The sequence below is a fragment of the Idiomarina sp. OT37-5b genome, assembly GCF_002968395.1.
Lineage (GTDB): Bacteria > Pseudomonadota > Gammaproteobacteria > Enterobacterales > Alteromonadaceae > Idiomarina > Idiomarina aquatica.
Window position 1 is genome coordinate 437,258 of sequence record NZ_CP027188.1, and the last position, 23,282, is coordinate 460,539.

A 23,282-nucleotide genomic window follows, 5' to 3' on the forward strand; every position below is an offset into this window, starting at 1 on the left:
ATGGACATAACCGTTTGGCTGTGGTGTCTTGGTGGTGGTGCGTTAGCTGGGTTACTGGCCGGGCTGCTGGGCATTGGCGGTGGCTTGGTGGTGGTTCCCCTGCTGATTTATTTATTGCCGGTGATCGGTGTGGCACCGGAACTGGTGGTACCCAGTGCTATCGCTACCAGCCTGGCGACCATTTGTATGACCACCGCTTCGGCCGCGTTGACTCACTCCCGTACCGGCTATCTTGAGCGATTTTGGCTGATACGGGTATTGCCAGGGTTGTCAGTCGGTGCGTTGTTGGGTGCGTTTTTAGTGACCGTGGTCAATCCAGAATGGTTAAAGCTGAGCTTTGCGGCAGTGTTGGTGATTTTGTCCATACGTATGTTACTGCCGGCGCCGGAAGGTGAACCGAAAACCAGTGTCTCAAAACGATTGTTGGCCATCGGAGCGGCGCTCATCGGCACCATTTCCGGGCTGGTAGGTATCGGTGGCGGTGCGTTGACGGTACCGTTTTTACAACGCGTAAGAATTCCGGTACGGCAGGCCATCGCCATATCGTCACTGGGCAGTTTTGTTATTGGCTGCAGTTCGGTGGTGATGTTTATCCTCAACGGCTGGTTGTCCGAGCAGACCAGTGGCCCCTTGGGGCTGATTAACCTGCCGGCGTGGATTGCGATTTCAATGGCTTCGGTGCTATTGGCGCCGTTAGGCGCCAAGCTTGCGCATCGCTTGCCAATCAAATTGATGCGACGTTTTTTGGCGGCCTTTTTGGTGGTCGTTGCGATTAACTTATTAATGAAGTAGGAGATGAATGTGCCCCCAACGGACTTTTGGCAATTTCCAACCATCGACCCGGTGATTCTGCATATTTGGGGTCCAATTGCTATCCGCTGGTACGGTCTGGCGTACATCGCCGGGTTTGTGTTTGCCTACTGGTGGGGCAGCCGTCAGGCTCGACGCAGTCAGCATTGGACTCAGGAACAGTTTTCCGACTTGCTGTTCTGGGGGTTTCTGGGCGTGATTCTGGGTGGCCGTATCGGTTACGTGCTGTTTTATAAATTTGCTGACTTTATTGATAACCCTCTGTTTTTATTCCAGGTATTTGACGGTGGAATGTCGTTCCACGGTGGCTTGCTGGGGGTGATCACCGCGATGTTCTGGTATGCCCGAGCGAAACAACGACCGTTTTTGCAGGTGGGCGACTTTATCGCACCGCTGGTGCCGATGGGGCTGTTCTTTGGCCGTTTGGGCAACTTTATTAACGGTGAACTGTGGGGACGCGCAACGGACGTGCCCTGGGCCATCGTGTTTCCAAGCGGCGGCCCGGTACCGCGCCATCCATCGCAGCTTTATGAGGCGCTGCTCGAAGGTTTGGTATTGTTTGCATTACTCTGGTGGTTCCAGCAAAAGCCTCGCGGCCGCGGAGCGGTTAGCGGGCTGTTTTTACTGGGTTACGGCGTCGCCCGTTTTACCGTCGAGTTTTTCCGTGAACCGGATGCGCACCTTGGGTTGCTGTCTCTGGGGATGTCGATGGGGCAATGGCTGACCTTGCCGATGATTTTGTTGGGTATAGGCCTGTTGTACGCGGCCAAGGGTAAAGAAAAGGTAGTGCAGCCATGAGTAATCGTCCGGAGCAACAGTATCTGCAGTTGTGTCAGCGTATCGTTGATGAGGGCGTTTGGGTTGAAAACAAGCGCACGGGTATTAACTGTCTAACGGTGATAGACGCAGACCTGAGCTACGATGTCGGCAACAATGAGTTTCCGCTTATCACAACCCGCAAGAGCTTTTATAAGGCGGCCATTGCCGAATTGCTGGGGTATTTGCGGGGGTACGACAACGCAGCGCAGTTTCGCGCGATTGGTTGTAATACCTGGAATGCAAACGCCAATGAAAATCAGGCCTGGCTGAACAACCCGAACCGCAAAGGCGAAGACGACATGGGGCGGGTGTACGGGGTGCAGGCCCGCCAATGGCGCAAACCCGACGGAACGCACCTCGACCAATTGCGCAAGGTGATCGATAACCTCAGTCGTGGTATCGACGATCGCGGTGAAATTATTACGTTTTATAATCCTGGTGAATTTGAACTTGGCTGTTTACGTCCGTGTATGCACACGCACACCTTTTCGCTGCTGGGTGACACACTCCATCTGACATCCTATCAGCGCAGTTGCGACGTGCCGCTGGGGTTAAACTTTAATCAGATCCAATGTTTTGTGTTACTTGCGTTAGTGGCGCAAATCACCGGCCATAAGCCGGGTAAGGCCTATCATAAAATCGTTAATGCCCATATCTATGAAAATCAGTTGCCGTTAATGCGTGACGTGCAACTGAAACGCGAACCCTACCCGGCGCCGTCGTTGCACATTAACCCGGACATCCGATCGTTGCAGGACCTGGAAACCTGGGTCAGCAAGGACGATTTTAACGTTCAAGGTTATCAATCGCATCCGGCGATAAAATACCCGTTCGCGGTATAGGAACCATCATGTCACTGAAGGTCACCATTTGCGATGACTCAGGGATGGCACGCAAACAATTGTTACGCACCTTGCCCGAGGACTGGGACGCTAAGGTGTATCAGGCCGCGGATGGCGAGCAGGCGCTAGCCTGTGTCAAAGCCGGTCAGGCGGATGTGTTATTTCTTGATTTGAACATGCCGGTAATGGATGGCTATCAAACCCTGGCGGCGATCCAACAACAGCAGTTAGAATCGCTGGTGATCGTCGTGTCCGGCGACATCCAGCCGCAGGCGCATCAACGGGTAACTCAGCTCGGTGCGATGGCGTTTGTGAAAAAGCCGATGTCCGGGGGTGAGTTGCGTCAGTTGTTACAGCAGTTCGGGTTGTATCAACCGGCATCAGGACACCTACAATTGGTGGACGAACGTCAGGCACAGCCGGAGAACGCGCTGGATGTTTATCGAGAAGTCAGCAATGTCGCGATGGGGCAGGCGGGCGACCATCTGGCGCGTATGCTCAACACCTTTATTGAACTGCCGGTGCCCAATGTCAATTTCATTGCCCCGTCCGAACTGCATATGGCGCTACAGGCTATTGATAACAGCGAACGTGTGTCGGCGATCAGTCAGGGCTTTGCGGGTAGCGGTATCTTGGGGGAAACCCTGACCTTGTTCAGTGATACCTCAATTGATGATGTTTGTCAGTTATTGGGTCATCAGTTAAGTGGCTCGATGCGACAACAGCGTATTGAGGCGCTGATGGATATCGCTTCCATTATTTCATCCGCTTGCCTGAACGGTCTTGGCCAACAGTTGCACGTCGAGTTTACCGCGTCACAGCCTGTCCTATTAGGTGAACAAAAAGCCATCAGTGAATTACTTGCCGAGTCCGAGCAACGTTGGCAGAACATACTCGCCATTGAAATTGGTTACACCCTTAAACAGCATCAAATCGGCTTTGACTTACTGTTGCTGTTCCCTGCTGATGCCGTCAAGGTACTCGACCAGCAACTGGCGCACTGGCTGGCCGGGCAGGAGGACTAAAATGACAGAGATGGATGAATTACACGCCAAAATGAGTATACTCGGCGCCATCGATGTGGGCATCGTGGTGCTGGATCGCGAATACCGGGTGCAATTGTGGAATGAATTCATGCAGAACCACAGCGGCCTGCGCCCCAGCCAGGTGCGTGACCAAAATCTGTTTAGCGTGTGTCCCGAAATTGATGAAGCCTGGCTCAAACGAAAGGTAGAACGGGTGTGGGAGCTCGACGCCCGGGTGTTTATTACCTGGGAGCAGCGCCCCTACGTGTTTCGCTTTCGTAACAGTAGGCCCATTACCGCGACCAGTGAATGGATGTATCAGAATATGACCGCGATTCCGCTGCATAACCCCCGCGGCGAGGTGTATCAGGTCTGTTTAATCATTTATGACGTCAGTGAGCAAGTACGTGAGCAACAGTAATCATCAGGCAATAACAGAAGCACAGGGTGGTATCCAGCGTGTCTATGGACGCCAGGCACTCACTCAGTTTCAGCAAACCCATGTTGCCGTGGCCGGCCTCGGTGGCGTCGGCTCCTGGGCGCTAGAAGCGTTGGCGCGAACCGGTATCGGTAAACTCACGTTAATTGATTTGGACGACGTCTGTGTCAGCAACATTAACCGTCAGTTGCCGGCAACCTTTGATACCGTCGGACAACCGAAAACAGAGGTACTGGCAGCACGCGTGCGTGCCATTAACCCGGACTGTGACGTGCGGGTTATCGATGACTTCCTGCTACCGGATAATTTTGACGAGTATCTGCAGGGCGTAGACGCGGTCCTGGATGCGATCGACAGCGTCAAAACCAAAGCCGCGCTGGTCGCCTGGTGCAAACGGCATAAGGTACGGATGGTGTGTTGTGGTGGCGCAGGTGGGCAAATCGACCCCACTCAGATCCGCGTGGCTGATCTGGCCAAAGCCAAGCAGGATCCGTTATTGGCAAAAGTGCGTTCGGATTTGCGCCGTAATTATGGTTTTTCTAAGAACCCGAAACGTAAGTGGGGAGTTGACTGCGTCTATTCGGAAGAGCAGTTGCGCTATCCGATCATCAGTGGTGAGGGTGAGGGCGAGGTGACGTTGCAAAAACCGGGCAGCGGCAGCATGCAAATGAACTGCTCCTCCGGCTTCGGCGCCGCCATGACCGTCACCTGCAGCTTCGCCATGCACGCAGTTGCTCTACTACTCCGGCGCTGCGCGCCTCCGCGCTAGGCGCGGCTGACAGCCGCTTGCCTGGCGGTGCGTACCGCACCTTGCTCGGCGTTCGCTGCGCGAACTTGCTTGGCGGCGCGTGGCGCCTTGCATCAAAGCCGTAGCTTGCGCCTGCGGCGCAAGTAAGCTTGTCGCGCCGCAGGCGCGACTCGCCGGTGTTGGCAAGCGCCTTTGGCGCGCCAGGCAAGGCACGGCGAAGCACGTGCCGTCAAGCAAGCCGCCGTAGGCGGCGCCTAGCTGGTGAGTTCACGCAGAGACTCAGCAACATGGCGCAAGAAGAATTCAACGTGCAAAGTCATTAAAGCCTCAGGAGCCGGACTATACCGATTCACGTATTCAGTTCATAAGTAGCCATCGGTTTAGCGAGCCGAAGGCGAGCGTACCGATCGGGGGGCGTCGAAGTCGGATGTTAATTTTTTAGCGACGTTACGCAGGCCGTTGCTGCGTGATGGGGTTAAATGATTTTCCAAATTCTCAGCCCGTAACAGCGCATCGAGGTCGAACGCCTGTATCTCTGCCAACGGTTGCCCATCAAGCCGCTGCTGAATCAGCGCCAACAACCCCTTCACAATCCGCGACGCACTATCAAAACGAATCACCACCGCATCCGGATTCGAGCTATCAACGTATAACCAGACCTTAGCCTCACAACCGCTGACCAGATGCCGCTCATCACGCGCATCGTCCGGATACGGAGGGAGGGTACGAGCTAACTGCACCAAGCGACGGTATTGTTGTTCCCAGTTCAATTCGTAAACTCTCCCTTACATCTGCGAAACTAAATTGTCGCATAACTTGTGAGATGGACGCTAGTTAAGGATAATAACGATAAATTAACAGCAAATCACAAGAGTAACTTTTTAAAAGTTCCAAACAAAAGGAAGTTAACATGAAGATACTTGTCGCGGTGAAGCGCGTGATTGACTACAACGTCAAAGTCCGCGTTAAGCCAGATCAGTCCGATGTCGATTTGGCCAACGTCAAGATGGCTCTTAACCCCTTCTGCGAAATTGCCGTAGAAGAAGCTGTTCGCCTAAAAGAAGCAGGCACGGCCGACGAAGTGGTGGTGGTTTCTATCGGCCCGAAAGCCGTCCAGGAACAATTACGTACTGCCTTGGCGCTGGGCGCGGATCGCGCGATTCAAGTTGAAACCGACGACATGCCGGATTCACTGTCGGTCGCCAAAATTCTTAAAGGCGTGGTCGACAAAGAAGGTCCGGATATGGTCATTCTTGGTAAGCAGTCGATCGATTCAGACAACAACCAAACCGGTCAAATGCTGGGTGCATTAACCGGTATGCCTCAAGGCACGTTTGCGTCAAAAGTCGAGGTCGGTGACGGTTTTATCAACGTCACCCGTGAGATTGACGGCGGTTTGCAAACCGTAAAACTGAACCTGCCGGCGATCGTAACCACCGACTTGCGTTTGAACGAACCGCGTTACGCGTCTCTGCCAAACATCATGAAAGCGAAGCGTAAGCCGCTGGAAACCATCAGCACCGACGATTTGGGTGTTGAGGTTAAACGCACCGTTAAATTGCTAAAAGTTGAGCCACCTGCGGAACGCAGCGCCGGTATCAAAGTGGCGGATGTGGATGAGCTTGTCGAGAAACTGAAAAACGAGGCCAAAGTACTATGAGCATTTTAGTGGTTGCAGAACACGACAATAACGCCGTTGATCCGTCGACTCTGAAGACTTTGGCTGCGGCACAGAAACTGGGTGGCGACATTCACGTATTGGTGGCCGGCAGCGGCTGTTCAACCGTTGCCGAAAACATCGCTAAAGCCGAGGGTGTGAGCAAAGTATTCCTGGCCGATAACTCGGTCTATGAACATCAACTGGCTGAAAACATCGGGGCACTGGTCGCTGAATTAGGCAAAGATTACAGCCACGTGCTGGCTCCAGCTACCACGACCGGCAAAAACTTCATGCCGCGTGTAGCGGCGCTGCTGGATGTGGCACAAATTTCGGACATCATCAGCGTTGAAAGCGAGGATACGTTTAAACGTCCTATCTACGCCGGTAATGCCATTGCCACCGTACAGTCGGAAGATGCGATCAAAGTGATCACTGTGCGCACCACTGCCTTTGATGCGGTCGCAGCAGAAGGTGGCAGCGCCAGTGTTGAGTCACTGGATATCGTGATTGACAACGACAAGTCAGCGTTCGTTGGTGAGCAGTTGGCTGAATCAGAACGTCCTGACCTGACCTCTGCTGAGATCGTGATTTCAGGCGGTCGCGGTATGCAAAATGGCGAAAACTTCAAACTGATCGAAGACATTGCCGACAAATTGGGCGCCGCAGTGGGTGCATCACGTGCGGCGGTCGACGCCGGCTTCGTACCAAACGATATGCAGGTGGGACAGACCGGTAAAATTGTTGCCCCACAACTGTACATCGCGGTGGGCATCAGTGGCGCTATCCAGCACCTGGCCGGGATGAAAGACTCCAAAGTGATCGTTGCCATCAACAAAGATGAAGAGGCGCCGATTTTCCAGGTGGCTGACTATGGTTTGGTTGCCGACTTGTTCGATGTACTGCCAGAACTGAGCAAAAAACTGTAATCTGCAGTAACGCTTCTCTGACGCCGCCTGAATCAACAACTTGATGAAAGGTGGCGTCATTTTCCTCACTTTTCGCCCCGATACACTTGCATATTTTTAACTCATCGGACATGATTCAGTCATAACCGCCGTAAAAGTTAAAAATATTAGGTGGCTCACAATGAAAAGAAGAACAACTATGCTAAAAAAATTACCTCTAGCGTCGGCCATTGCGCTGGCCTTTGCGTTGCCAACTCAGGCTGCTGACTTTGAAGTGGGTGATTTCGACATCAAGTTCGATTCCATCCTGTCCTACGGTGCCGCTTGGCGGATGGAAGATCCGGCCATGCACCTCATTCATCCGGGTAACCGCGCCGGTGGCACAGCCGGTTCCAGTGTCGGTGATGACGGCAACCTGAACTTTGAAAAAGGCGATCTGGTAAGTTCAGTATTTAAGGGTGTTCACGATTTAAGCATTGACGGCGGCAGCTACGGTGCCTTTTTCCGTTTCAATTACTGGTATGACTACGTGATTTCTGAAGAAGAAATGCCGCACGGTCATCCGGGTAACAACTACGTGCCTAACACCACCCTTAACGATGACATTTTTGATGACTACTCACAGGGTAGTGGTTTCGAAGTGTTGGATGCGTTTGTCTGGGCAAACTTTGATATGGGCGATATCCCGACCAGTCTGCGGGTAGGTCGTCAGGTGTTGAGCTGGGGTGAAAGTACCTTTGTCTTTAACGGCATCAATGACATTAACCCACTGGATGTTAACGCGGCGCGTCGTCCGGGTGCTGAAATCAAAGAAGCTCTGTTACCGGTAGGTATGGTGAGCATCAACATGGGCTTAACCGAAAGCCTGAATATGGAAGCCTTCTATCAATACGAGTGGGACAACACCAAGCTTGATGGTTGCGGTACTTACTTCTCCAGCGTTGATATCATCGGCGGTCCGGGTTGCGGTAAAGTGACCCTGAACCCACAGCTGGTTCCGGGAGATCCCAGCAGTTATCTGAGCGACCGTGAGTCGGTTGTATCGGGTGCCTACATTGGCTCCAACCCAACGCTTGATGCGTCAGATAGCGGTCAGTGGGGGGTTAACTTCCGTTATTACTCACTGGATTTAGACGCTGAATTTGGTTTGTACTACCTCAACCTGCACAGCAATACGCCGATCATTTCAGCGTATAACTGGACCGTCGATCCGGAACAGTACATGTCCGATGAAGATCGTATGAATCCAGGTTACACCTATGCGACACCAAACGGCTACCCCATCGACGGACCGCGTCTGGTGATCGAGTATCCGGAAGATTACAAAGTCATGGGTGCGAGCTTTAGCACCAACCTGGGCATGTGGTCTGTTGCCGGTGAATACAGCTTCCGTAAAGACGCGCCCGTGCAAATTAACACCACCGAAATTCTGACCGCCGGTTTGCGTCCGAATGTACCGAGCACCTTTGCAGATCGCGTGCAAACCACCGAGTTGGGTGGGCTTGCCAACGGTTATGACCGACTGGACGTCAGCCAGGCGCAGGCCAGTTTTGTGCGTTTCGTTGACCGTCTGTGGGGTTCTGACCGCATGACCTTCGTCGGTGAAATTGCGATGAACCAGGTACACGACCTACCGGGTCTGGAAGAACAACGTTATGGCCGTCTGCCATTATTTGGTAAGTGCTTACTGCCATCAGAAGTAGGGCCGGCCAACGCGGGCAACTGTGAAGGTTTCGTCACAGAAAACTCGTGGGGTTACCGCACCCGCTTCCAGTTTGAATACTTAAACGTATGGCAAGGCTGGAGCCTGACCCCGGTGGTTCAATTTAACCACGATGTATCGGGTTACTCACCAAACAGTAACTTTATCGAAGACCGTAAGTCGCTGGGTATTAACCTGACGGCCGACTACCTATCGACTTATAAAGTGAACCTGGGTTACACCACGTACAGTGGCAGTGACTATGATGCGACGACTGACCGTGATTTCGCGTCCATCAGCTTCTCATACGCCTTCTAACAAGGTTAGACTGCTTATGAGCTAACGGAAAGTCGTGCCTTTGGCGCGACTTTTTTGTTTATGGTAGCTTGCGCCTGAGGCGCAAGGTACGAAAACCAGGAGAGCAAGATGAAACGAGCGTTAACCGCAATAGCGGCATTGATGGTCTCTGCCACTGCATTCGCTGATGACCATAACACCTTTCAGTTAGAAGATGTTTTTACGCTGGAATATGCGTCTTCACCAACCATTCACCCCAGCGGGGATTACAGTGTTTTTGTGCGTCAGGCGATGGACATCAACAAAGACCGTAAGGTGGGTACGCTGTGGAAAATCCACGAGAATGGCGACTTGCGGCCACTGACCGGCGACAAAGCCAGTGAGAGCCAGCCGGTCTGGTCACCGGATGGGAAACGGCTGGCGTTTGTCTCAACCGCAACCGGTAGCCCGCAAATTCATATTTATTGGGTCGATAGTGGTGAGCATGCTGCGATTACCGACTTAACCCAGGCACCATCAAGCCTGAGTTGGTCACCGGACGGTAAGCAAATTGCCTTTACTATGTTTACCCCGGACGCCAAGCCGGCACCGGTTTCATTGCCGGGGAAACCACAAGGCGCCGAGTGGACGGACGCGCCGAAATACATCGATAAAGACAACTATCGCTACGATGGCGGCGGTTATGCCCGTGACGGTTATCAACACATTTATGTGGTACCCAGCGAAGGTGGTACCGCGCGTAAACTGACGAGCGGCGACTATAACCACGGTGGCGAACTGGCTTGGGCGGATAACGGCGAGGTCATTTACTTCTCGGCCAATCGCCGTGACGACGCGTTTCGTCAGCCAACCAACAGCGAACTTTATCAAGTGGCCGTCAATAGTGGCGAGATACAGCAAGTGACCGACCGCAAAGGTCCTGACCGCTCGCCTGCCGTATCGCCGGACGGCGAATACATTGCCTATCTGGGGAACGACGATAATGGCAAAAGCTTTCAGGTGACGCGGCTTTACGTAATGTCTGCTGACGGCAGCGACAACACAGTACTGACGGCGGATCTGGATCGCAGTGTCACCGGCTTTGAGTGGGACAGTGATAGCGATGGTATTTACTTCAGCTACGACGACCACGGCATTGGCTACCTGGCACGCACGGACCTGTCCGGCGATCACGAACAGCTGGCGGATCGTGTCGGCGGCTTGTCCTACAGTCGTCCTTATGGGGGTGGTGATTTCTCAGTGGCTGCCGATGACAGTGTACTGTATACCGTTTCGAACCCTCAGCGTCCGGCGGATTTGGCCTTATGGCAGGACGGCGACAGTCGTCAGTTAACGCAACTGAATGAGGATGCGCTGGCGCATAAACAGCTCGCGCGTGTCGAAGAAATTAACTATAAGTCCAGCGTGGACGGTCTTGATTTACAGGGTTGGATTGCCTACCCACCGAATTTCGATCCGAGTAAAAAATACCCGCTGATGCTGGAGATTCATGGTGGTCCGCACACTAATTACGGCCCGCGTTTTGCCGCCGAGATCCAGTTATTCGCGGCAGCCGGCTACGTGGTGCTTTATACCAACCCTCGTGGCAGCACCAGTTACGGTGATGAGTTTGCCAATACCATTAATAAAAACTACCCGAGTCATGACTACGATGACTTAATGGACGGCGTCGATGCGGTCATTGATAAGGGCTTTATTGATGAAGACGAGCTGTACGTCACCGGTGGTAGCGGTGGTGGTGTTTTGACCGCCTGGATTGTCGGCCATACCGATCGCTTCAAAGCGGCGGTGGTCGCGAAGCCCGTAATCAACTGGTACAGCTTTGTACTGACCGCCGATATGTATAACTACTTCTATCAGTACTGGTTCCCGGGGTTGCCATGGGATAACCTGGAACACTATATGAAGTATTCGCCAATAAGCTATGTCGGTAACGTGACCACACCAACGATGTTACTGACGGGTGAGAATGACTATCGCACACCGATGTCAGAAACCGAGCAGTACTATCAAGCATTGAAATTAGCCGGTGTAGAGACAGCGATGGTGCGGATTCAGGATTCAGGGCACGGTATTTATGCGCGCCCAAGTAACCTGATGAACAAAGTTGCCTACATCCTGCATTGGTTTGACAAGTACCGCGACAAGGATTAATCCCGCGTGCGGCAAAAACGGCGGTTTTGCCAGTAAAACCGCCACTGTTCGAGAAAGCGCCGCCAGGCGCTTTTATCTTTTAAGTGGCGATCTTCAACGTCAAGAATGTCACTGCCGTGCTGATGAGTGTTATCAACGCAGTAGGGCAGCAACCCCTGTACGTAACAGCCGGTTTCCCATTGCCACTGAAAATCAACATCAACCGGACGGAAAAATCGTTTACGAGCTAGCAATTTAGCCGCACCGGAGCGGCTTAAAATGTAGCCGCAGGCGCCCATCGGTGGTTTGTCGGTACGGTAGTCCACCAGCGTAAATGCGCCAACATCAGCCAGCTTATAATGTTGCTTGGGCTTAAAGGGTTGCGCTAATTTCAGCAAGTGCCAGTCGTCCGACAGTGTTGCAACGGCCGCGCCCAACTCGGCAAAGGCCGGACTAACCATAATATCGTCTTCCAGAATGACGGCCGCTTGCGCAGGGCTGTCGAGCAGTTGCTGCCAAGCCTTCCGGTGGCTCATGTAACAGGCGATTTCGCCACGCGTTAGTGACGCGTAAAAGCGCTGCCGATTGCGTTCGCTGTCATAGACACGATCAATCTCGGCATCGCTTAACTGACGTCCGTCAATCGCCGCGATCCGAGTAAAATCAACGCCGATACTGTGCAGTTGTTGGCTGGCGTGCTGTAGGCGTTCGCGCGAACGGTCGAGGTTAATAACATAAACGGGCAACATCATTTAGCGCTCAGATTTTTCGACATCATCACCGCGCTTGCGGCGGTATTCACGTTCGTAGAGCTTGGCTTCCGTCAGGAAAAAGTGGAAGGCATCAATATTGGCTTTGATAAAGCCCCGCCAGCCAGCCAGGAACATACGGCGAATGAGATAAAATTTAATGAACATCAGCGGGAAAATGAGTAATACCCGCGCCAGGCTACAGGTACGACCCTGTTCTTCGCGTTGTTTGGCTTTTAGTAACGAGTATTTGTTCAGTTTATCCATGTAACCGTGCGCTGAGTCATAGCCATAATGTTTAACATCAATGGGCAGGTGCGCAAGCGGTGGCTCGACCTCGATGTGTTCGTGCACTTTTAATGAGGTGTTCCAGCGTGACTTGGACTTGCGATAAACACGGCGGAAGCGGTGATGTCGGTGACCCGGTAGCGAGTGACCCATAAAAATATCGTCGTGCGCCAGATAGATGCCGTTGATGTCCCCTTTGGCAATGCGCTGCTGAATTTGCTCGAACGCCCCGTTGGGAAGCACTTCATCGCCATCCAGGTTAATCACCCAATCGTTACGACATTGTTCCAGCGCGAACGCCTTTTGCTTTGAATAACCAAGCCAGTCTTGATGAATGATACGAGCGCCATGCTTTTCAGCGATGGTGAGGGTATCGTCGGTCGAACCAGAGTCGACCAGAACGATCTCATCAGCGCCTTTCACGCTGCTAAGCACTTCGTCTAAATGACGACCTTCATTTTTGGTGATGAGATAAACACTGATTTTTGGTAACTCGGCCATGAAAGCCTCCCGTTAACTCGCGATGGCGTTAATGATATAGTTTTTTCTACGTATACGCATCAATCGGAATCGCTATGGGTGACTGGACAAAATTGCTGGCTGACGAAAAACAACAACCGTATTTTCAGGAATTACTGCACCGCGTTGCCCAGGCACGCGAACAAACCACCGTATACCCGCCGGCAGCGGATGTCTTTAATGCATTAAAGCTAACCGCGCCTGAACAAGTAAAGGTCGTGATTTTGGGGCAAGACCCGTATCACGGGCCTGGCCAGGCGCATGGGTTGAGTTTTTCGGTACCGGATGGGGTTAAGCTGCCGCCGTCGTTGCGCAACATACTGAAAGCCATTCAGGTGGACTACCCCGAACAGCCGCAGCCCGCGAACGGTGATTTGACGCGCTGGGCAAAGCAGGGCGTGTTGCTGTTGAATACGGTACTCACGGTGCAGGCGGGTAACGCTCACAGCCATGCCAACTGGGGCTGGGAGACCTTTACTGACCGGGTGATTGAACGGCTGGCGGCAGAACAGCAGGGCATTGTCTTTTTGTTATGGGGCGCGCATGCGCAGAAAAAGGCACGCCTTATTGATGGTAATCGCCACTGCGTGCTAAAAACGGTGCACCCGTCGCCGCTTTCAGCACATCGAGGTTTTTTCGACGCGCACCACTTCCGTAAAGCCAATGACTATCTTGTCAGCATTGGACGTGAGCCCATTCGCTGGTGACTCGCTCACCGTAGAGGTTTTTCACCGCAGAGGGCGCGGAGAACCGCAGAGAAAAGACTTTTAATGGAAAACCCAATTGGGTTCGTGGTTTTACCCTTAAAAACCTCCGCGCTCTCTGTGGCCTTAGCGGTGAACAGACGCTGTCGATGTTCATGAAAAATTGCGGAAGAGTTAACACGAGTGTAACAATTAGCTTTTAATCTGGAGCTCGCTGTGGTATCAAGGTGTTTGTGAATTTATTGTTATAAAAAGTGATAACAATTTTTTCACGTGCGCTAAGACCATAACTATAAAACTGAGAGGCAAGTATGGATCATTCAGAAGAGCTTCAGAAAGTCAGTGACAAGTCATCGAAGGGACGCGCAAAAAAACGCAAATGGCGTGAAATTGAACAACTAAAAGAAAAATATCAGTTACGGGAAGAACTGGCCGAAATGGATTATTGCTACGATCTCGATTTGGAAGAAATCGACCTGACGTAGGTCGCGCCCAGAGCGCGACCCATTATCTTTCGGAATGGCTTGCGCCATGGGCGCAAGTTACTCAGGCTTTTTGCGCATGACCGGCAGCATTTGCTTGAGCACTTTCGGTGCGCCTGCAACCACGTTACCGCTTTGCACGTAATTGTGGCCGCCGCTGAAGTCGCAGATGATACCACCGGCTTCGCGAATCATCAGTTCGCCGGCCAGCATATCCCAGGGCTTGAGACCCATTTCAAAGAAGCCGTCAAAGCGACCGGCCGCGACATAGGCTAAGTCCAGTGCTGCTGCTCCGGGGCGGCGCATGTCTGCGCAGTGTTCAAACAAGTTATTAAACATTTGCTGATATTCAGGCAGTTTGTGCTTGTATTTGAACGGAAAGCCCGTCGCTAACAACGCTCCCTTAAGCTCAACTTTCGGGTCAATCCGTAAACGGCGACCATTTAACTGAGCACCGGCACCTCGTGATGCACTGAATAACTCTTCGCGAATCGGATCATAGACCACGCCCTGTTGCACAGAACCTTTGTGCAAAAGCGCAATCGAAATACAGAAGTGAGGGATACCGCGCAGGTAATTTGTGGTGCCGTCCAGCGGGTCGATAACCCACTGAAAATCATTATCCGAGCCTTGTTGCTGGCCGCTTTCTTCCGCGATGATACCGTGTTCCGGGTAGGATTTACGGATGGTGCTGATGATTGCCTGTTCGGCGGCTTTGTCCATTTCGGACACCCAGTCATTCGGGCCTTTAGAAACCGCGTCGATGGGTTGCCCCTGATCAAATTGCTTAACAAGAATTTTGCCGGCTGCACGCGCTGCGCGCACCGCAATGTTTAACATCGGATGCATAATCAAATTACCTGTGCTGTCAAAGAACGTTGTGAGGATCACAAAAATCTGGTCGCGGATAATACCAGTATTGCGGTATCATGCACAACTTTTATTCAGCAACACTGTTGTGTGTCATCCGTTTTAATCGTTCAAGGGCATCATGTTAGATTCAATTCGTATCGTACTTGTAAACACCTCGCATACAGGCAACATCGGTTCGGTGGCACGGGCCATGAAAACCATGGGTTTAAAAGAACTGACCCTGGTTGATCCGGTGAACAAACCGGACAGCCACGCGTCCGCGTTGGCGGCCGGGGCGACGGATATTTTGGCCAACGCCCAAATCGTTGACACGCTGGAAGAAGCGATCGCAGACTGTGAGTTGGTGCTGGCGACCAGCGCCCGCAATCGGACCCTCGACTGGCCGTTGTTAGGTCCGCGCGATGCGGCCGCCAAAATGCTGGCCGAAGCACCAAAGCATAAAGTCGCAGTGGTCTTCGGGCGTGAGAACAATGGCTTAACCAACGAAGAGCTGCAACTCAGTCAGTATCATTTGCACATCCCGACCAACCCGGATTATGGTTCGTTGAACCTGGCGATGGCAGTACAGACGGTTTGTTACGAGCTGCGTATGCAACACTTGGAAGCGGCAGAAGGGCAGTCGTTATACACGCATACGGATGAGATTGCGGACTATCCCCGTGCGGAACAACTGGAAATGTTCTACCAGCACCTGGAGCAGACGCTCTACCATACCGGCTTTATTGTGAAGCAGCATCCGGGGCAGGTGATGACCAAGTTGCGGCGCTTATTTAACCGAGCGCGCCCGGAAGAAAGCGAAATCAACATCCTGCGCGGTATCCTCGCTTCCATTAAGAAATAACCGCTTGGCACAAAAAGCGTAACGTGCGCCACCGGCGCAAGAGGGCCAACGCGCCAAGCGCAACGCCCACGTCGCGCTAATACTTGACTATTTTAGTCGGGTAAGTAAACTTAAAAGTCCAGCTCAGCGAAGAGGATACAGAATCATGCGCCTGACATCCAAGGGCCGCTATGCGGTCACCGCGATGCTTGACGTCGCCATGTTTGCACAAAAAGCCCCGGTACCATTGGCGGACATCTCAGAGCGGCAAGGTATTTCATTGTCGTATCTCGAACAGCTGTTCGCGCGCCTGCGAAAGCGCAAACTCGTTCAAAGCGTCCGTGGGCCAGGCGGTGGTTACCAACTCGGTCGCCGTGCCAACGAAATTTCGGTCGGCGCCGTGATTGAAGCGGTTGACGAATCCATCGATGCAACCCGTTGTCAGGGCAAGGCCAACTGTCAGGGCGGCGAACGCTGTTTAACCCACTCCTTGTGGGAAGGATTGAGCGACCGCATCGCCGATTTCCTTGATGGTATCACGCTGGCCGAGCTGATGGCGTCACGGGATGTGAATGCCGTGGGCAAACGGCAATCATCAGAAAAGATTGAGTTAAACGTTATTTAGTATGTTGTTAAATTACGGTTCAGGAGTTTTTGCGTAGTGAAATTGCCTATTTATATGGATTTTGCGGCCACCACCCCGGTAGAACAGCAGGTCGCTGATAAAATGATGCAATTTCTTACCTATGATGGCATCTACGCAAACCCCGCTTCACGCTCACATCGCTATGGCTGGCAGGCTGAAGAGGCGGTTGATATTGCCCGTCACCAAGTGGCTGATTTGCTCAACGCAGACGCACGCGAGATTGTTTTCACCTCAGGCGCAACCGAATCGGACAACCTCGCGATTAAAGGCGTTGCCTACCAATTGCGTGACAAAGGCAAGCATCTGATCACCGTTAAAACCGAGCATAAAGCGGTGTTGGATCCGATGTTGCAACTGCAAAAAGAAGGATTCTCGGTCACCTTTCTCGATGTACAGGCGGATGGGCGTATTGATCTCGATGAATTGCGCTCGGCGTTACGGGAAGACACCACCCTGGTCAGTGTGATGCACGTGAATAATGAGCTGGGTGTGATTCAGGATATCGAGGCGATCGGTTCTATTTGCCGCAGCAATGGTACCTTACTGCATGTCGACGCTGCGCAAAGTGCCGGTAAACTGAGCCTGGATCTGAGTCAGCTTCCGGTCGATTTGTTGTCGCTTTCGGCGCACAAATTGTATGGCCCGAAAGGCATTGGTGCCTTGTATGTGCGGCGTCAGCCAAGAGTGCGGCTACAGGCGCAAATGCACGGTGGCGGGCATGAGCGAGGTATGCGCTCAGGTACCCTGGCAACCCATCAAATCGTCGGGCTTGGCGAAGCCTGCGCGGTTGCCGGAGAGCGACTGCAACACGATGCAGAGTACTTTGAGCAACTCCGTCAGCGGTTTTTAACGCCGCTACTGGCTGAGCCTGGCATCGATCTAAACGGCAGTGATGCGTTGCGGGTGCCGCACATCATTAATTTGCGCTTTGCGGATGTCGAGGGTGAGATTTTACTGATGTCACTAAAAGATCTCGCCATTTCATCAGGCTCTGCCTGTACTTCGGCCAGTGTCGAGCCGTCTTACGTGCTGAGAGCGCTGGGGCTGACGGATGAGTTGGCGCATGCCTCGTTACGCTTCAGCTTCGGCCGCCCAACGACGGAAGCGGAAGTAGACCACGCCGCCGAACACATCCTCGCGGTTTACCGAGCCCTTAGCACTTTCTAAGCGCTTGGCGCCGCCTCCGGCGGCTTGCCCGGCGGCACGTAGTTCGCCGTGCCTTGCTCGGCGCGGGCTCTGCCCGCTTGCCAGGCGCGCCAAAGGCGCTTGCAAACACCGGCGAGTCGCGCCGTTGGCGCGACAAGCATTCTTGCGCCGAAGGCGCAAGTTACTGCTTTTAGGCAAGGCGCTACGCGCCGTCTAGCAAGTTCGCGCAGCGAACGCTAAGCAAGCTGCTAGCGTAGCGAGCAGCGCCGGGCAAGCCGCCGGAGGCGGCGCCAAGCGCTAGGAACTAGCGCAGCAGCCCGGCAAAGGTCTTACGGAATTTCGCTAATTTCGGTGAAATCACCGCCTGACAGTACGGATTTTCCGGGTTTCGGTTAAAGTAGTTGGTATGATAATCCTCAGCCGGATAAAACACCTCCAGCGGCGACACCTCAGTTACAATCGGATCAGCAAAGGCACCCTCTGACTCAAGTTCAGCAATGATTTGCTCCGCTTCACGCTTTTGCTCATCGTCGTGGTAAAAAATCGACGTGCGATACTGCGTGCCAATGTCATTGCCCTGACGGTTCACCTGCGTTGGATCGTGCAACGTGAAGAAGATTTCGAGGATTTGACGATACGAAATTTGCTCAGGGTCGTAGGTTAACTGCGCGACTTCCGCGTGTCCGGTCTCACCGCTACACACTTGTTCATAAGTCGGATTTTCAGTATGGCCACCGGTGTATCCCGATTGTACATTGCTGATGCCCTTGACTTGCAGGAAGGCTGACTCAACACACCAAAAACAGCCGCCACCCAAGGTTGCTTGTGCCATGCTTATTACTCCTCTCGTCGTATAGACGTCTATATGGCTATATGTTTTTGCATCCTAACTTAGAATTTAAACAAAAACAATCAATCGCTATTCGATTTTTAATGCAATCTCCCGTATAATTCGCGCGGAAAATTTAATCACTGGTTTAATACCCTTTTTGGAGTAAAACAGATGGCTTTAGAGCGCACTTTATCAATCATCAAGCCCGATGCAGTTGCTAAAAACTTAATCGGTGCTATCTACAACCGTTTCGAATCTGCAGGTCTACGCATTGTTGCAGCTAAAATGATGCACCTGAGCAAAGAACAGGCGGAAGGTTTTTACGCGGAACACAAAGAACGTCCTTTCTTCGGCGCTTTGGTTGAGTTCATGACCTCTGGCCCAATCGTTGTTCAGGTTCTGGAAGGCGAAGACGCCGTCCGTAAAAACCGCGACATCATGGGCGCAACGAACCCGGCAGAAGCACTGGCAGGAACGTTACGTGCAGACTATGCTGAAACTATCGACGAAAATGCAGTACACGGCTCAGACGCTGTTGAATCTGCTGCGCGTGAAATTGCTTACTTCTTCAGCGACGAAGAAATCTGCCCACGCACTCGGTAAGATCTTAGCTTCGGCTTCGCTTCCGCGGAGCCGAAGTATTCCAATTTAACAGGAAATTTATGACCAATACCATCGACAAAAAAGTGAACCTTCTTAACCTCAACCGCGAGGGAATGAAAGAATTCTTCCGCGAAATGGGGGAGAAGCCATTTCGTGCCGATCAGGTGATGAAATGGTTGTATCATTTTTGCGTGGATGATTTTGATGAGATGACCAATCTCAACAAAAAGCTGCGGGAAAAACTCAAGCAAGTTGCAGAAGTTCGGGCGCCAGAAGTCCGCACTCAACAGCAATCCTCCGACGGCACCATCAAGTTTGTCATGACCTTATTTGACGGACAGGATGTGGAGACGGTATGGATTCCCGAGCGTGATCGAGCGACCTTATGTGTGTCATCGCAGGTTGGCTGTGCGCTGGAATGCACCTTCTGCTCGACCGGGGCGCAAGGCTTTAACCGTAATCTCAACGTTGCGGAAATCATTGGTCAGGTATGGCGCGTTAATCAACTACTCGGAGCCTACGGTAAAACCGGCATAAAACCTGTTACCAACGTGGTGATGATGGGGATGGGTGAACCGCTACTGAATATGAATAATGTTGTTCCGGCGATGGAATTGATGCTGGACGACTACGGTTTTGGTTTATCAAAACGCCGTGTCACGCTAAGCACCTCAGGGGTGGTACCGGCACTGGATAAACTGGCCGAACAAATTGATGTGATGCTGGCGATTTCGTTGCACGCGCCGAATGATGAGCTGCGTAACGAGATTGTGCCGATCAATAAAAAGTACAACATTGAACAGTTTTTAGCGTCGAGTCGCCGCTATGTTGAGCAATCAAAAGCGCAACACAAAGTGACCGTAGAATATGTGATGCTGGATCACGTCAATGATTCGACGGATCAGGCGCACGAATTGGCGAAAACGCTTAAGGACACGCCCAGTAAAATTAATCTTATTCCGTTTAATCCGTTCCCGGGATCGGATTACGGGCGTTCGAGCAACTCGCGCATCGACCGTTTTGCTAAGGTGTTGATGGAATATGGCTTTACCGTGATGGTCAGGAAGACCCGTGGTGACGACATTGATGCGGCCTGTGGTCAATTGGTGGGTGATGTGATTGACCGCACCAAGCGCATCCTCAAGCGCCAACAAGCGGCGCGCGGCGACGAGATCGCCATCGCTTCTAACAGCTAGGCGCCCCACAAGCTTACTGGCTCACCTTAGCGAGTCGTACCGAAGGCACGACAAGCTGCGCTGTTTTGAGCAAGCGCCTCCGGCGCGCCAGGCAAGCGGGGGGAGTCCGCGTCGAGCAAGGCACCGCGCAGCACGTGCCGCCAAGCAAGCCGCCGCTGGCGGCGCCAAGCGCGTAGCGCAAATAAGCAAAGGAATGCTGAAATGAGAATATGGATAGTACTCGCCGTAACCCTGAGCGGTTGTAGCGCAGCCCCCAGTACATCACTCAGCGATGCCGGCCAACATCGCCTCAACCTTGGCCTCGAATACATGAAACGCGGACACCTGGAACGCGCCCGCCAACATCTCGATAAAGCATACGCCGACGCACCAGGAGCAGAAGCCGTCATCATCGCCCTCGGACAATGGTATTTACACAAAGAAAAGCTCAATTCTGCGTTGCTACTTTACCAGCAAGCGTTATCATGGCAACCTATGAGCGGCGCATTGTACAACAATTACGCTATCGCGCTGTGCTTATCCGGTCACTGGCAACAAGCGCTGGTGATGTTTGACCATGCTCAAAGGTTACAGCAAGATGTTGCTGCCAACCGAGCACAGTGCTTAACCAGTCGCTGAGCCGAAGCGAGAGGGTAGCGTACTAACAGGGAACAACCCAGATATCATGACTGCTGATAATCAATCGAACGACACTGAGGAAAACGCGGTAGATAACAACGACGTAAAAGCCTCCGCGGAACAGCAGAAGGAACCTGTCAAAGGGCCTGGACAGATCTTAAAAGAGGCCAGAGAACGCAAAAACCTGAGTCAGCGTGAGGTCGCGGATCGCTTGCGGCTGCGTTTACAGATCATCGAATTGCTCGAAAACGATGAGTATGACTCGTTTTCAACACCTACCTTTATTAAAGGTTATTTGCGGTCCTACGCAAAACTGCTCGATGTCAATGAACAGGAAGTGTTTGCAGCCTACCGCAAATTAGGCATTAAAGAGCCTGACACGTCAGCCATGCAAAGCTTTTCGCGGCGCGTAAAACACGAAGAAAACGACAACCGTCTCATGCTGATTACTTACGCAGTAATCATTGTCGTCATCGGCTTAGTCATCTGGTGGTGGCAAGACAGTGACTTGAGTTTTAACAGCATCAGTGATGATGTGGAGCAAGCGGTTACAGAAACGGAAGTGCAGGAGTCGTCGCAGCCGCAACTGCAGTCACCGGCGACGTCGCAGCCAGAACCAACTAAAAATGATGAACAACCGTTGCTGGAATCGGAAGTTGAGGCCGACGATGTGAGTACCTCGTTGACCGCCAACGACCCGAATCAGTCGACCGCGGATGAGGCAGTAACCGTGTCCGAAACTGAGCAACCAGAAACGACGCTGGCGGCAGTCAACGAGCCGGCACCAGAATCAGGCGCGAGTGACGAGTCTGCCGTTGATGATGAACAACCGGCTACCGTCACCGATGATACGGCCAACGAGAGTGAGCTTGCAGACGTCAATGAACCGTCGCCGGCAGCCGACTCGGACGCCGACCAAAATACGTCACCACAAGCGCAACAGGAAGACACAGCTGCCAGCTTGGTGTTTCAGTTCAGTGAAGAGTGTTGGGTAAAAGTTGATGACGCCAACGGCGAAACTCAGGCGGTCGGTATCAAAGCCGCTGGTTATACTATGCAGGTGCCCGGTGAAGCACCGTTCTCGATTACCGTGTGTAAGCCAGAAGCGGTGACTATTACTTATCAAGGCGAAACCGTAGACTTGAGCAGCTTCCGACAGTCACGTGTTGCGCGTCTGACCGTACCGGCAACCAATTAATAGTGGATCTCTAAGCAGTAGGAATATCGATCTATGATGCACGAAAGTCCCATCAAGCGCAGACCCTCCCGTCGTATCTACGTCGGCGATGTGCCCATTGGTGATGGCGCTCCGATTGCGGTGCAGTCCATGACCAACACCGAAACCACCGATGTGCAGGCGACCTTAGCGCAAATTCAGGCGCTGGCCGACGCGGGAGCGGATATTGTGCGTGTTTCGGTACCCACGATGGAGGCCGCAGAAGCGTTTAAAGCCATCAAGCAGGGCAGTCCTGTGCCTTTGGTAACAGACATCCACTTTGACTATCGCATTGCTTTAAAAGTGGCGGAATACGGTGCCGACTGCTTGCGCATTAATCCCGGCAATATTGGCCGCGAAGATCGTATTCGCGCGGTTGTTGACGCCGCCAGAGATAAAAACATTCCTATCCGAATTGGTGTTAACGGTGGTTCGCTGGAGAAAGACCTGCAAGAAAAATATGGTGAACCAACGCCCGCGGCACTGGTTGAATCGGCGATGCGGCATGTCGAGATTCTCGATCGACTTAATTTCCAGGACTTTAAAGTCAGTGTCAAAGCATCCGATGTGTTTCTCGCGGTTGATTCTTATCGCTTATTGGCGAAACAAATTGAGCAACCGTTGCACTTGGGCATCACCGAAGCGGGCGGCAAGCGCAGTGGCGCGGTCAAATCATCCATCGGTCTGGGTATGCTATTGGCCGAAGGGATTGGCGATACCTTGCGGGTGTCATTAGCGGCGGATCCCGTCGAAGAGATCAAAGTGGGATTCGATATTCTGAAATCGCTCAGGATCCGGTCCCGTGGCATTAACTTCATTGCCTGCCCAAGTTGTTCGCGGCAGGAGTTTGATGTGATAGCAACCGTTAACGAATTGGAACAGCGGCTTGAAGACGTTACGGTGCCGATGGATGTGTCCATTATCGGCTGTGTCGTCAACGGCCCGGGGGAAGCCCTGGTTGCCGAAGTTGGGTTGGCCGGTGCAAAGAATAAAAGTGGCTTGTATATTGGCGGCGAACGGCAAAAACTGCGCCTCGACAACAAGGACCTGGTGGATCAACTGGAACGTCAAATCCGTGAACGCGTTGCCCACGTCGAAAAACACAAAATTGACGTAAAAGAAATCGGTTAACGCGTTTTACCCGCTGTCATAAAATCCTTATAATACGCGCTCGTTTTTTGAGCCTTTGTTTTTATGGCTCATCGTGTAC

The 23,282-nt window shown here is 52.5% G+C and carries 25 protein-coding genes; 20 read left to right on the top strand and 5 right to left on the bottom strand.

Features of this window, described 5'->3' with window-relative positions:
- The 6 genes from C5610_RS02100 to tcdA are packed head-to-tail and all read left to right on the top strand — an operon-like array spanning position 1 to position 4,704.
- Complete coding sequence (locus C5610_RS02100; RefSeq protein WP_105305671.1) at positions 1-792, top strand: sulfite exporter TauE/SafE family protein; 792 nt, start codon at positions 1-3, stop codon at positions 790-792.
- Positions 793-801: 9 nt separating this feature from the next.
- Positions 802-1,608, top strand: coding sequence for a prolipoprotein diacylglyceryl transferase (gene lgt / locus C5610_RS02105; protein ID WP_105307672.1), 807 nt, complete (start codon positions 802-804; stop codon positions 1,606-1,608).
- Positions 1,605-2,471: a thymidylate synthase gene (locus tag C5610_RS02110; RefSeq protein ID WP_105305672.1), complete on the top strand. Its 867-nt coding sequence runs from the start codon at positions 1,605-1,607 to the stop codon at positions 2,469-2,471. The genes lgt and C5610_RS02110 overlap by 4 nt, the downstream gene beginning before the upstream one ends.
- An 8-nt stretch (positions 2,472-2,479) precedes the next feature.
- Entirely contained in the window at positions 2,480-3,496 is a 1,017-nt protein-coding gene (locus tag C5610_RS02115; RefSeq protein WP_105305673.1) for a response regulator, read from the top strand.
- Between the two features lies 1 nt (position 3,497).
- Positions 3,498-3,917, top strand: a complete 420-nt coding sequence (locus C5610_RS02120) for a PAS domain-containing protein (RefSeq protein ID WP_105305674.1) — start codon at positions 3,498-3,500, stop codon at positions 3,915-3,917.
- Positions 3,883-4,704: a tRNA cyclic N6-threonylcarbamoyladenosine(37) synthase TcdA gene (tcdA, locus tag C5610_RS02125; protein WP_105305675.1), complete on the top strand. Its 822-nt coding sequence runs from the start codon at positions 3,883-3,885 to the stop codon at positions 4,702-4,704. Before C5610_RS02120 ends, tcdA begins: the two co-directional genes overlap by 35 nt.
- Before the next feature lie 359 nt (positions 4,705-5,063).
- Here tcdA and C5610_RS02130 read toward each other — a convergent pair whose 3' ends face one another.
- Positions 5,064-5,453: a SufE family protein gene (locus tag C5610_RS02130; RefSeq protein WP_105305676.1), complete on the bottom strand. Its 390-nt coding sequence runs from the start codon at positions 5,451-5,453 to the stop codon at positions 5,064-5,066.
- Positions 5,454-5,593: 140 nt separating this feature from the next.
- Between C5610_RS02130 and C5610_RS02135 the strand changes: the two genes are divergently transcribed.
- From C5610_RS02135 to C5610_RS02150, 4 genes are all read left to right on the top strand, one after another.
- Positions 5,594-6,343, top strand: a complete 750-nt coding sequence (locus C5610_RS02135; protein WP_105305677.1) for an electron transfer flavoprotein subunit beta/FixA family protein — start codon at positions 5,594-5,596, stop codon at positions 6,341-6,343.
- Complete coding sequence (locus tag C5610_RS02140; protein WP_105305678.1) at positions 6,340-7,269, top strand: electron transfer flavoprotein subunit alpha/FixB family protein; 930 nt, start codon at positions 6,340-6,342, stop codon at positions 7,267-7,269. Before C5610_RS02135 ends, C5610_RS02140 begins: the two co-directional genes overlap by 4 nt.
- Positions 7,270-7,447: 178 nt before the next feature.
- Complete coding sequence (locus C5610_RS02145) at positions 7,448-9,268, top strand: DUF1302 domain-containing protein (protein ID WP_105305679.1); 1,821 nt, start codon at positions 7,448-7,450, stop codon at positions 9,266-9,268.
- A 108-nt stretch (positions 9,269-9,376) separates the two neighbouring features.
- Complete coding sequence (locus C5610_RS02150) at positions 9,377-11,401, top strand: S9 family peptidase (protein ID WP_105305680.1); 2,025 nt, start codon at positions 9,377-9,379, stop codon at positions 11,399-11,401.
- Here the strand turns inward: C5610_RS02150 and C5610_RS02155 are convergent.
- Positions 11,398-12,132 carry a glycosyltransferase family 25 protein gene (locus tag C5610_RS02155; RefSeq protein ID WP_105305681.1) on the bottom strand — a complete coding sequence of 245 codons (735 nt, stop codon included), beginning with the start codon at positions 12,130-12,132 and terminating at the stop codon, positions 11,398-11,400. The two genes, C5610_RS02150 and C5610_RS02155, sit on opposite strands and share 4 nt — an antisense overlap.
- Positions 12,133-12,918 carry a glycosyltransferase family 2 protein gene (locus C5610_RS02160; RefSeq protein ID WP_105305682.1) on the bottom strand — a complete coding sequence of 262 codons (786 nt, stop codon included), beginning with the start codon at positions 12,916-12,918 and terminating at the stop codon, positions 12,133-12,135.
- A 74-nt stretch (positions 12,919-12,992) separates the two neighbouring features.
- On the opposite strand from C5610_RS02160, the gene ung reads away from it, so the two are divergent.
- Complete coding sequence (gene ung, locus C5610_RS02165; protein ID WP_105305683.1) at positions 12,993-13,643, top strand: uracil-DNA glycosylase; 651 nt, start codon at positions 12,993-12,995, stop codon at positions 13,641-13,643.
- Positions 13,644-13,951: 308 nt separating this feature from the next.
- Positions 13,952-14,125 (top strand): DUF3545 family protein, encoded by a 174-nt coding sequence (locus C5610_RS02170; protein ID WP_105305684.1) that lies wholly within the window; start codon positions 13,952-13,954, stop codon positions 14,123-14,125.
- 57 nt (positions 14,126-14,182) lie between these two features.
- On the opposite strand, the gene suhB is transcribed toward C5610_RS02170, so the two are convergent.
- Positions 14,183-14,971, bottom strand: coding sequence for an inositol-1-monophosphatase (gene suhB / locus C5610_RS02175; protein ID WP_105305685.1), 789 nt, complete (start codon positions 14,969-14,971; stop codon positions 14,183-14,185).
- 142 nt (positions 14,972-15,113) lie between these two features.
- Here suhB and trmJ point away from each other — a divergent pair, with 142 nt between their 5' ends.
- The 3 genes from trmJ (at position 15,114) to C5610_RS02190 (ending at position 17,628) form a co-directional block, all read left to right on the top strand.
- Entirely contained in the window at positions 15,114-15,836 is a 723-nt protein-coding gene (gene trmJ, locus C5610_RS02180; RefSeq protein WP_105305686.1) for a tRNA (cytosine(32)/uridine(32)-2'-O)-methyltransferase TrmJ, read from the top strand.
- A gap of 145 nt (positions 15,837-15,981) precedes the next feature.
- Positions 15,982-16,440 (top strand): Fe-S cluster assembly transcriptional regulator IscR, encoded by a 459-nt coding sequence (iscR, locus tag C5610_RS02185; RefSeq protein WP_105305687.1) that lies wholly within the window; start codon positions 15,982-15,984, stop codon positions 16,438-16,440.
- Positions 16,441-16,476: 36 nt separating this feature from the next.
- Positions 16,477-17,628, top strand: coding sequence for an IscS subfamily cysteine desulfurase (locus C5610_RS02190; protein ID WP_105305688.1), 1,152 nt, complete (start codon positions 16,477-16,479; stop codon positions 17,626-17,628).
- Positions 17,629-17,911: 283 nt separating this feature from the next.
- Here C5610_RS02190 and msrA read toward each other — a convergent pair whose 3' ends face one another.
- Entirely contained in the window at positions 17,912-18,439 is a 528-nt protein-coding gene (gene msrA, locus C5610_RS02195) for a peptide-methionine (S)-S-oxide reductase MsrA (protein WP_105305689.1), read from the bottom strand.
- 171 nt (positions 18,440-18,610) lie between these two features.
- On the opposite strand from msrA, the gene ndk reads away from it, so the two are divergent.
- The 5 genes from ndk (at position 18,611) to ispG (ending at position 23,203) form a co-directional block, all read left to right on the top strand.
- Entirely contained in the window at positions 18,611-19,042 is a 432-nt protein-coding gene (ndk, locus tag C5610_RS02200; protein WP_105305690.1) for a nucleoside-diphosphate kinase, read from the top strand.
- 59 nt (positions 19,043-19,101) lie between these two features.
- On the top strand, positions 19,102-20,238 hold the full coding sequence (locus tag C5610_RS02205; RefSeq protein ID WP_105305691.1) for a bifunctional tRNA (adenosine(37)-C2)-methyltransferase TrmG/ribosomal RNA large subunit methyltransferase RlmN: 1,137 nt from the start codon (positions 19,102-19,104) through the stop codon (positions 20,236-20,238).
- Between the two features lie 201 nt (positions 20,239-20,439).
- Entirely contained in the window at positions 20,440-20,856 is a 417-nt protein-coding gene (locus C5610_RS02210) for a pilus assembly protein PilF (RefSeq protein ID WP_158682639.1), read from the top strand.
- A 46-nt stretch (positions 20,857-20,902) separates the two neighbouring features.
- Positions 20,903-22,054, top strand: a complete 1,152-nt coding sequence (rodZ, locus tag C5610_RS02215) for a cytoskeleton protein RodZ (RefSeq protein ID WP_105305693.1) — start codon at positions 20,903-20,905, stop codon at positions 22,052-22,054.
- A gap of 33 nt (positions 22,055-22,087) precedes the next feature.
- Positions 22,088-23,203 (top strand): flavodoxin-dependent (E)-4-hydroxy-3-methylbut-2-enyl-diphosphate synthase, encoded by a 1,116-nt coding sequence (ispG, locus tag C5610_RS02220; protein ID WP_105305694.1) that lies wholly within the window; start codon positions 22,088-22,090, stop codon positions 23,201-23,203.
- Positions 23,204-23,282 lie beyond the last annotated feature (79 nt).

What these genes read in the sequence shown, in the direction of transcription:
- C5610_RS02100 (WP_105305671.1), top strand. Translation starts at nt 1, where the DNA reads ATGGACATAACCGTTTGGCTGTGGTGTCTTGGTGGTGGTGCGTTAGCT.
- C5610_RS02110 (WP_105305672.1), top strand. Translation starts at nt 1,605, where the DNA reads ATGAGTAATCGTCCGGAGCAACAGTATCTGCAGTTGTGTCAGCGTATC.
- C5610_RS02115 (WP_105305673.1), top strand. Translation starts at nt 2,480, where the DNA reads ATGTCACTGAAGGTCACCATTTGCGATGACTCAGGGATGGCACGCAAA.
- C5610_RS02120 (WP_105305674.1), top strand. Translation starts at nt 3,498, where the DNA reads ATGACAGAGATGGATGAATTACACGCCAAAATGAGTATACTCGGCGCC.
- tcdA (WP_105305675.1), top strand. Translation starts at nt 3,883, where the DNA reads ATGACGTCAGTGAGCAAGTACGTGAGCAACAGTAATCATCAGGCAATA.
- C5610_RS02135 (WP_105305677.1), top strand. Translation starts at nt 5,594, where the DNA reads ATGAAGATACTTGTCGCGGTGAAGCGCGTGATTGACTACAACGTCAAA.
- C5610_RS02140 (WP_105305678.1), top strand. Translation starts at nt 6,340, where the DNA reads ATGAGCATTTTAGTGGTTGCAGAACACGACAATAACGCCGTTGATCCG.
- C5610_RS02145 (WP_105305679.1), top strand. Translation starts at nt 7,448, where the DNA reads ATGCTAAAAAAATTACCTCTAGCGTCGGCCATTGCGCTGGCCTTTGCG.
- C5610_RS02150 (WP_105305680.1), top strand. Translation starts at nt 9,377, where the DNA reads ATGAAACGAGCGTTAACCGCAATAGCGGCATTGATGGTCTCTGCCACT.
- C5610_RS02155 (WP_105305681.1), bottom strand. Translation starts at nt 12,132, where the DNA reads ATGATGTTGCCCGTTTATGTTATTAACCTCGACCGTTCGCGCGAACGC.
- C5610_RS02160 (WP_105305682.1), bottom strand. Translation starts at nt 12,918, where the DNA reads ATGGCCGAGTTACCAAAAATCAGTGTTTATCTCATCACCAAAAATGAA.
- ung (WP_105305683.1), top strand. Translation starts at nt 12,993, where the DNA reads ATGGGTGACTGGACAAAATTGCTGGCTGACGAAAAACAACAACCGTAT.
- C5610_RS02170 (WP_105305684.1), top strand. Translation starts at nt 13,952, where the DNA reads ATGGATCATTCAGAAGAGCTTCAGAAAGTCAGTGACAAGTCATCGAAG.
- suhB (WP_105305685.1), bottom strand. Translation starts at nt 14,971, where the DNA reads ATGCATCCGATGTTAAACATTGCGGTGCGCGCAGCGCGTGCAGCCGGC.
- trmJ (WP_105305686.1), top strand. Translation starts at nt 15,114, where the DNA reads ATGTTAGATTCAATTCGTATCGTACTTGTAAACACCTCGCATACAGGC.
- iscR (WP_105305687.1), top strand. Translation starts at nt 15,982, where the DNA reads ATGCGCCTGACATCCAAGGGCCGCTATGCGGTCACCGCGATGCTTGAC.
- msrA (WP_105305689.1), bottom strand. Translation starts at nt 18,439, where the DNA reads ATGGCACAAGCAACCTTGGGTGGCGGCTGTTTTTGGTGTGTTGAGTCA.
- ndk (WP_105305690.1), top strand. Translation starts at nt 18,611, where the DNA reads ATGGCTTTAGAGCGCACTTTATCAATCATCAAGCCCGATGCAGTTGCT.
- C5610_RS02205 (WP_105305691.1), top strand. Translation starts at nt 19,102, where the DNA reads ATGACCAATACCATCGACAAAAAAGTGAACCTTCTTAACCTCAACCGC.
- C5610_RS02210 (WP_158682639.1), top strand. Translation starts at nt 20,440, where the DNA reads ATGAGAATATGGATAGTACTCGCCGTAACCCTGAGCGGTTGTAGCGCA.
- rodZ (WP_105305693.1), top strand. Translation starts at nt 20,903, where the DNA reads ATGACTGCTGATAATCAATCGAACGACACTGAGGAAAACGCGGTAGAT.
- ispG (WP_105305694.1), top strand. Translation starts at nt 22,088, where the DNA reads ATGATGCACGAAAGTCCCATCAAGCGCAGACCCTCCCGTCGTATCTAC.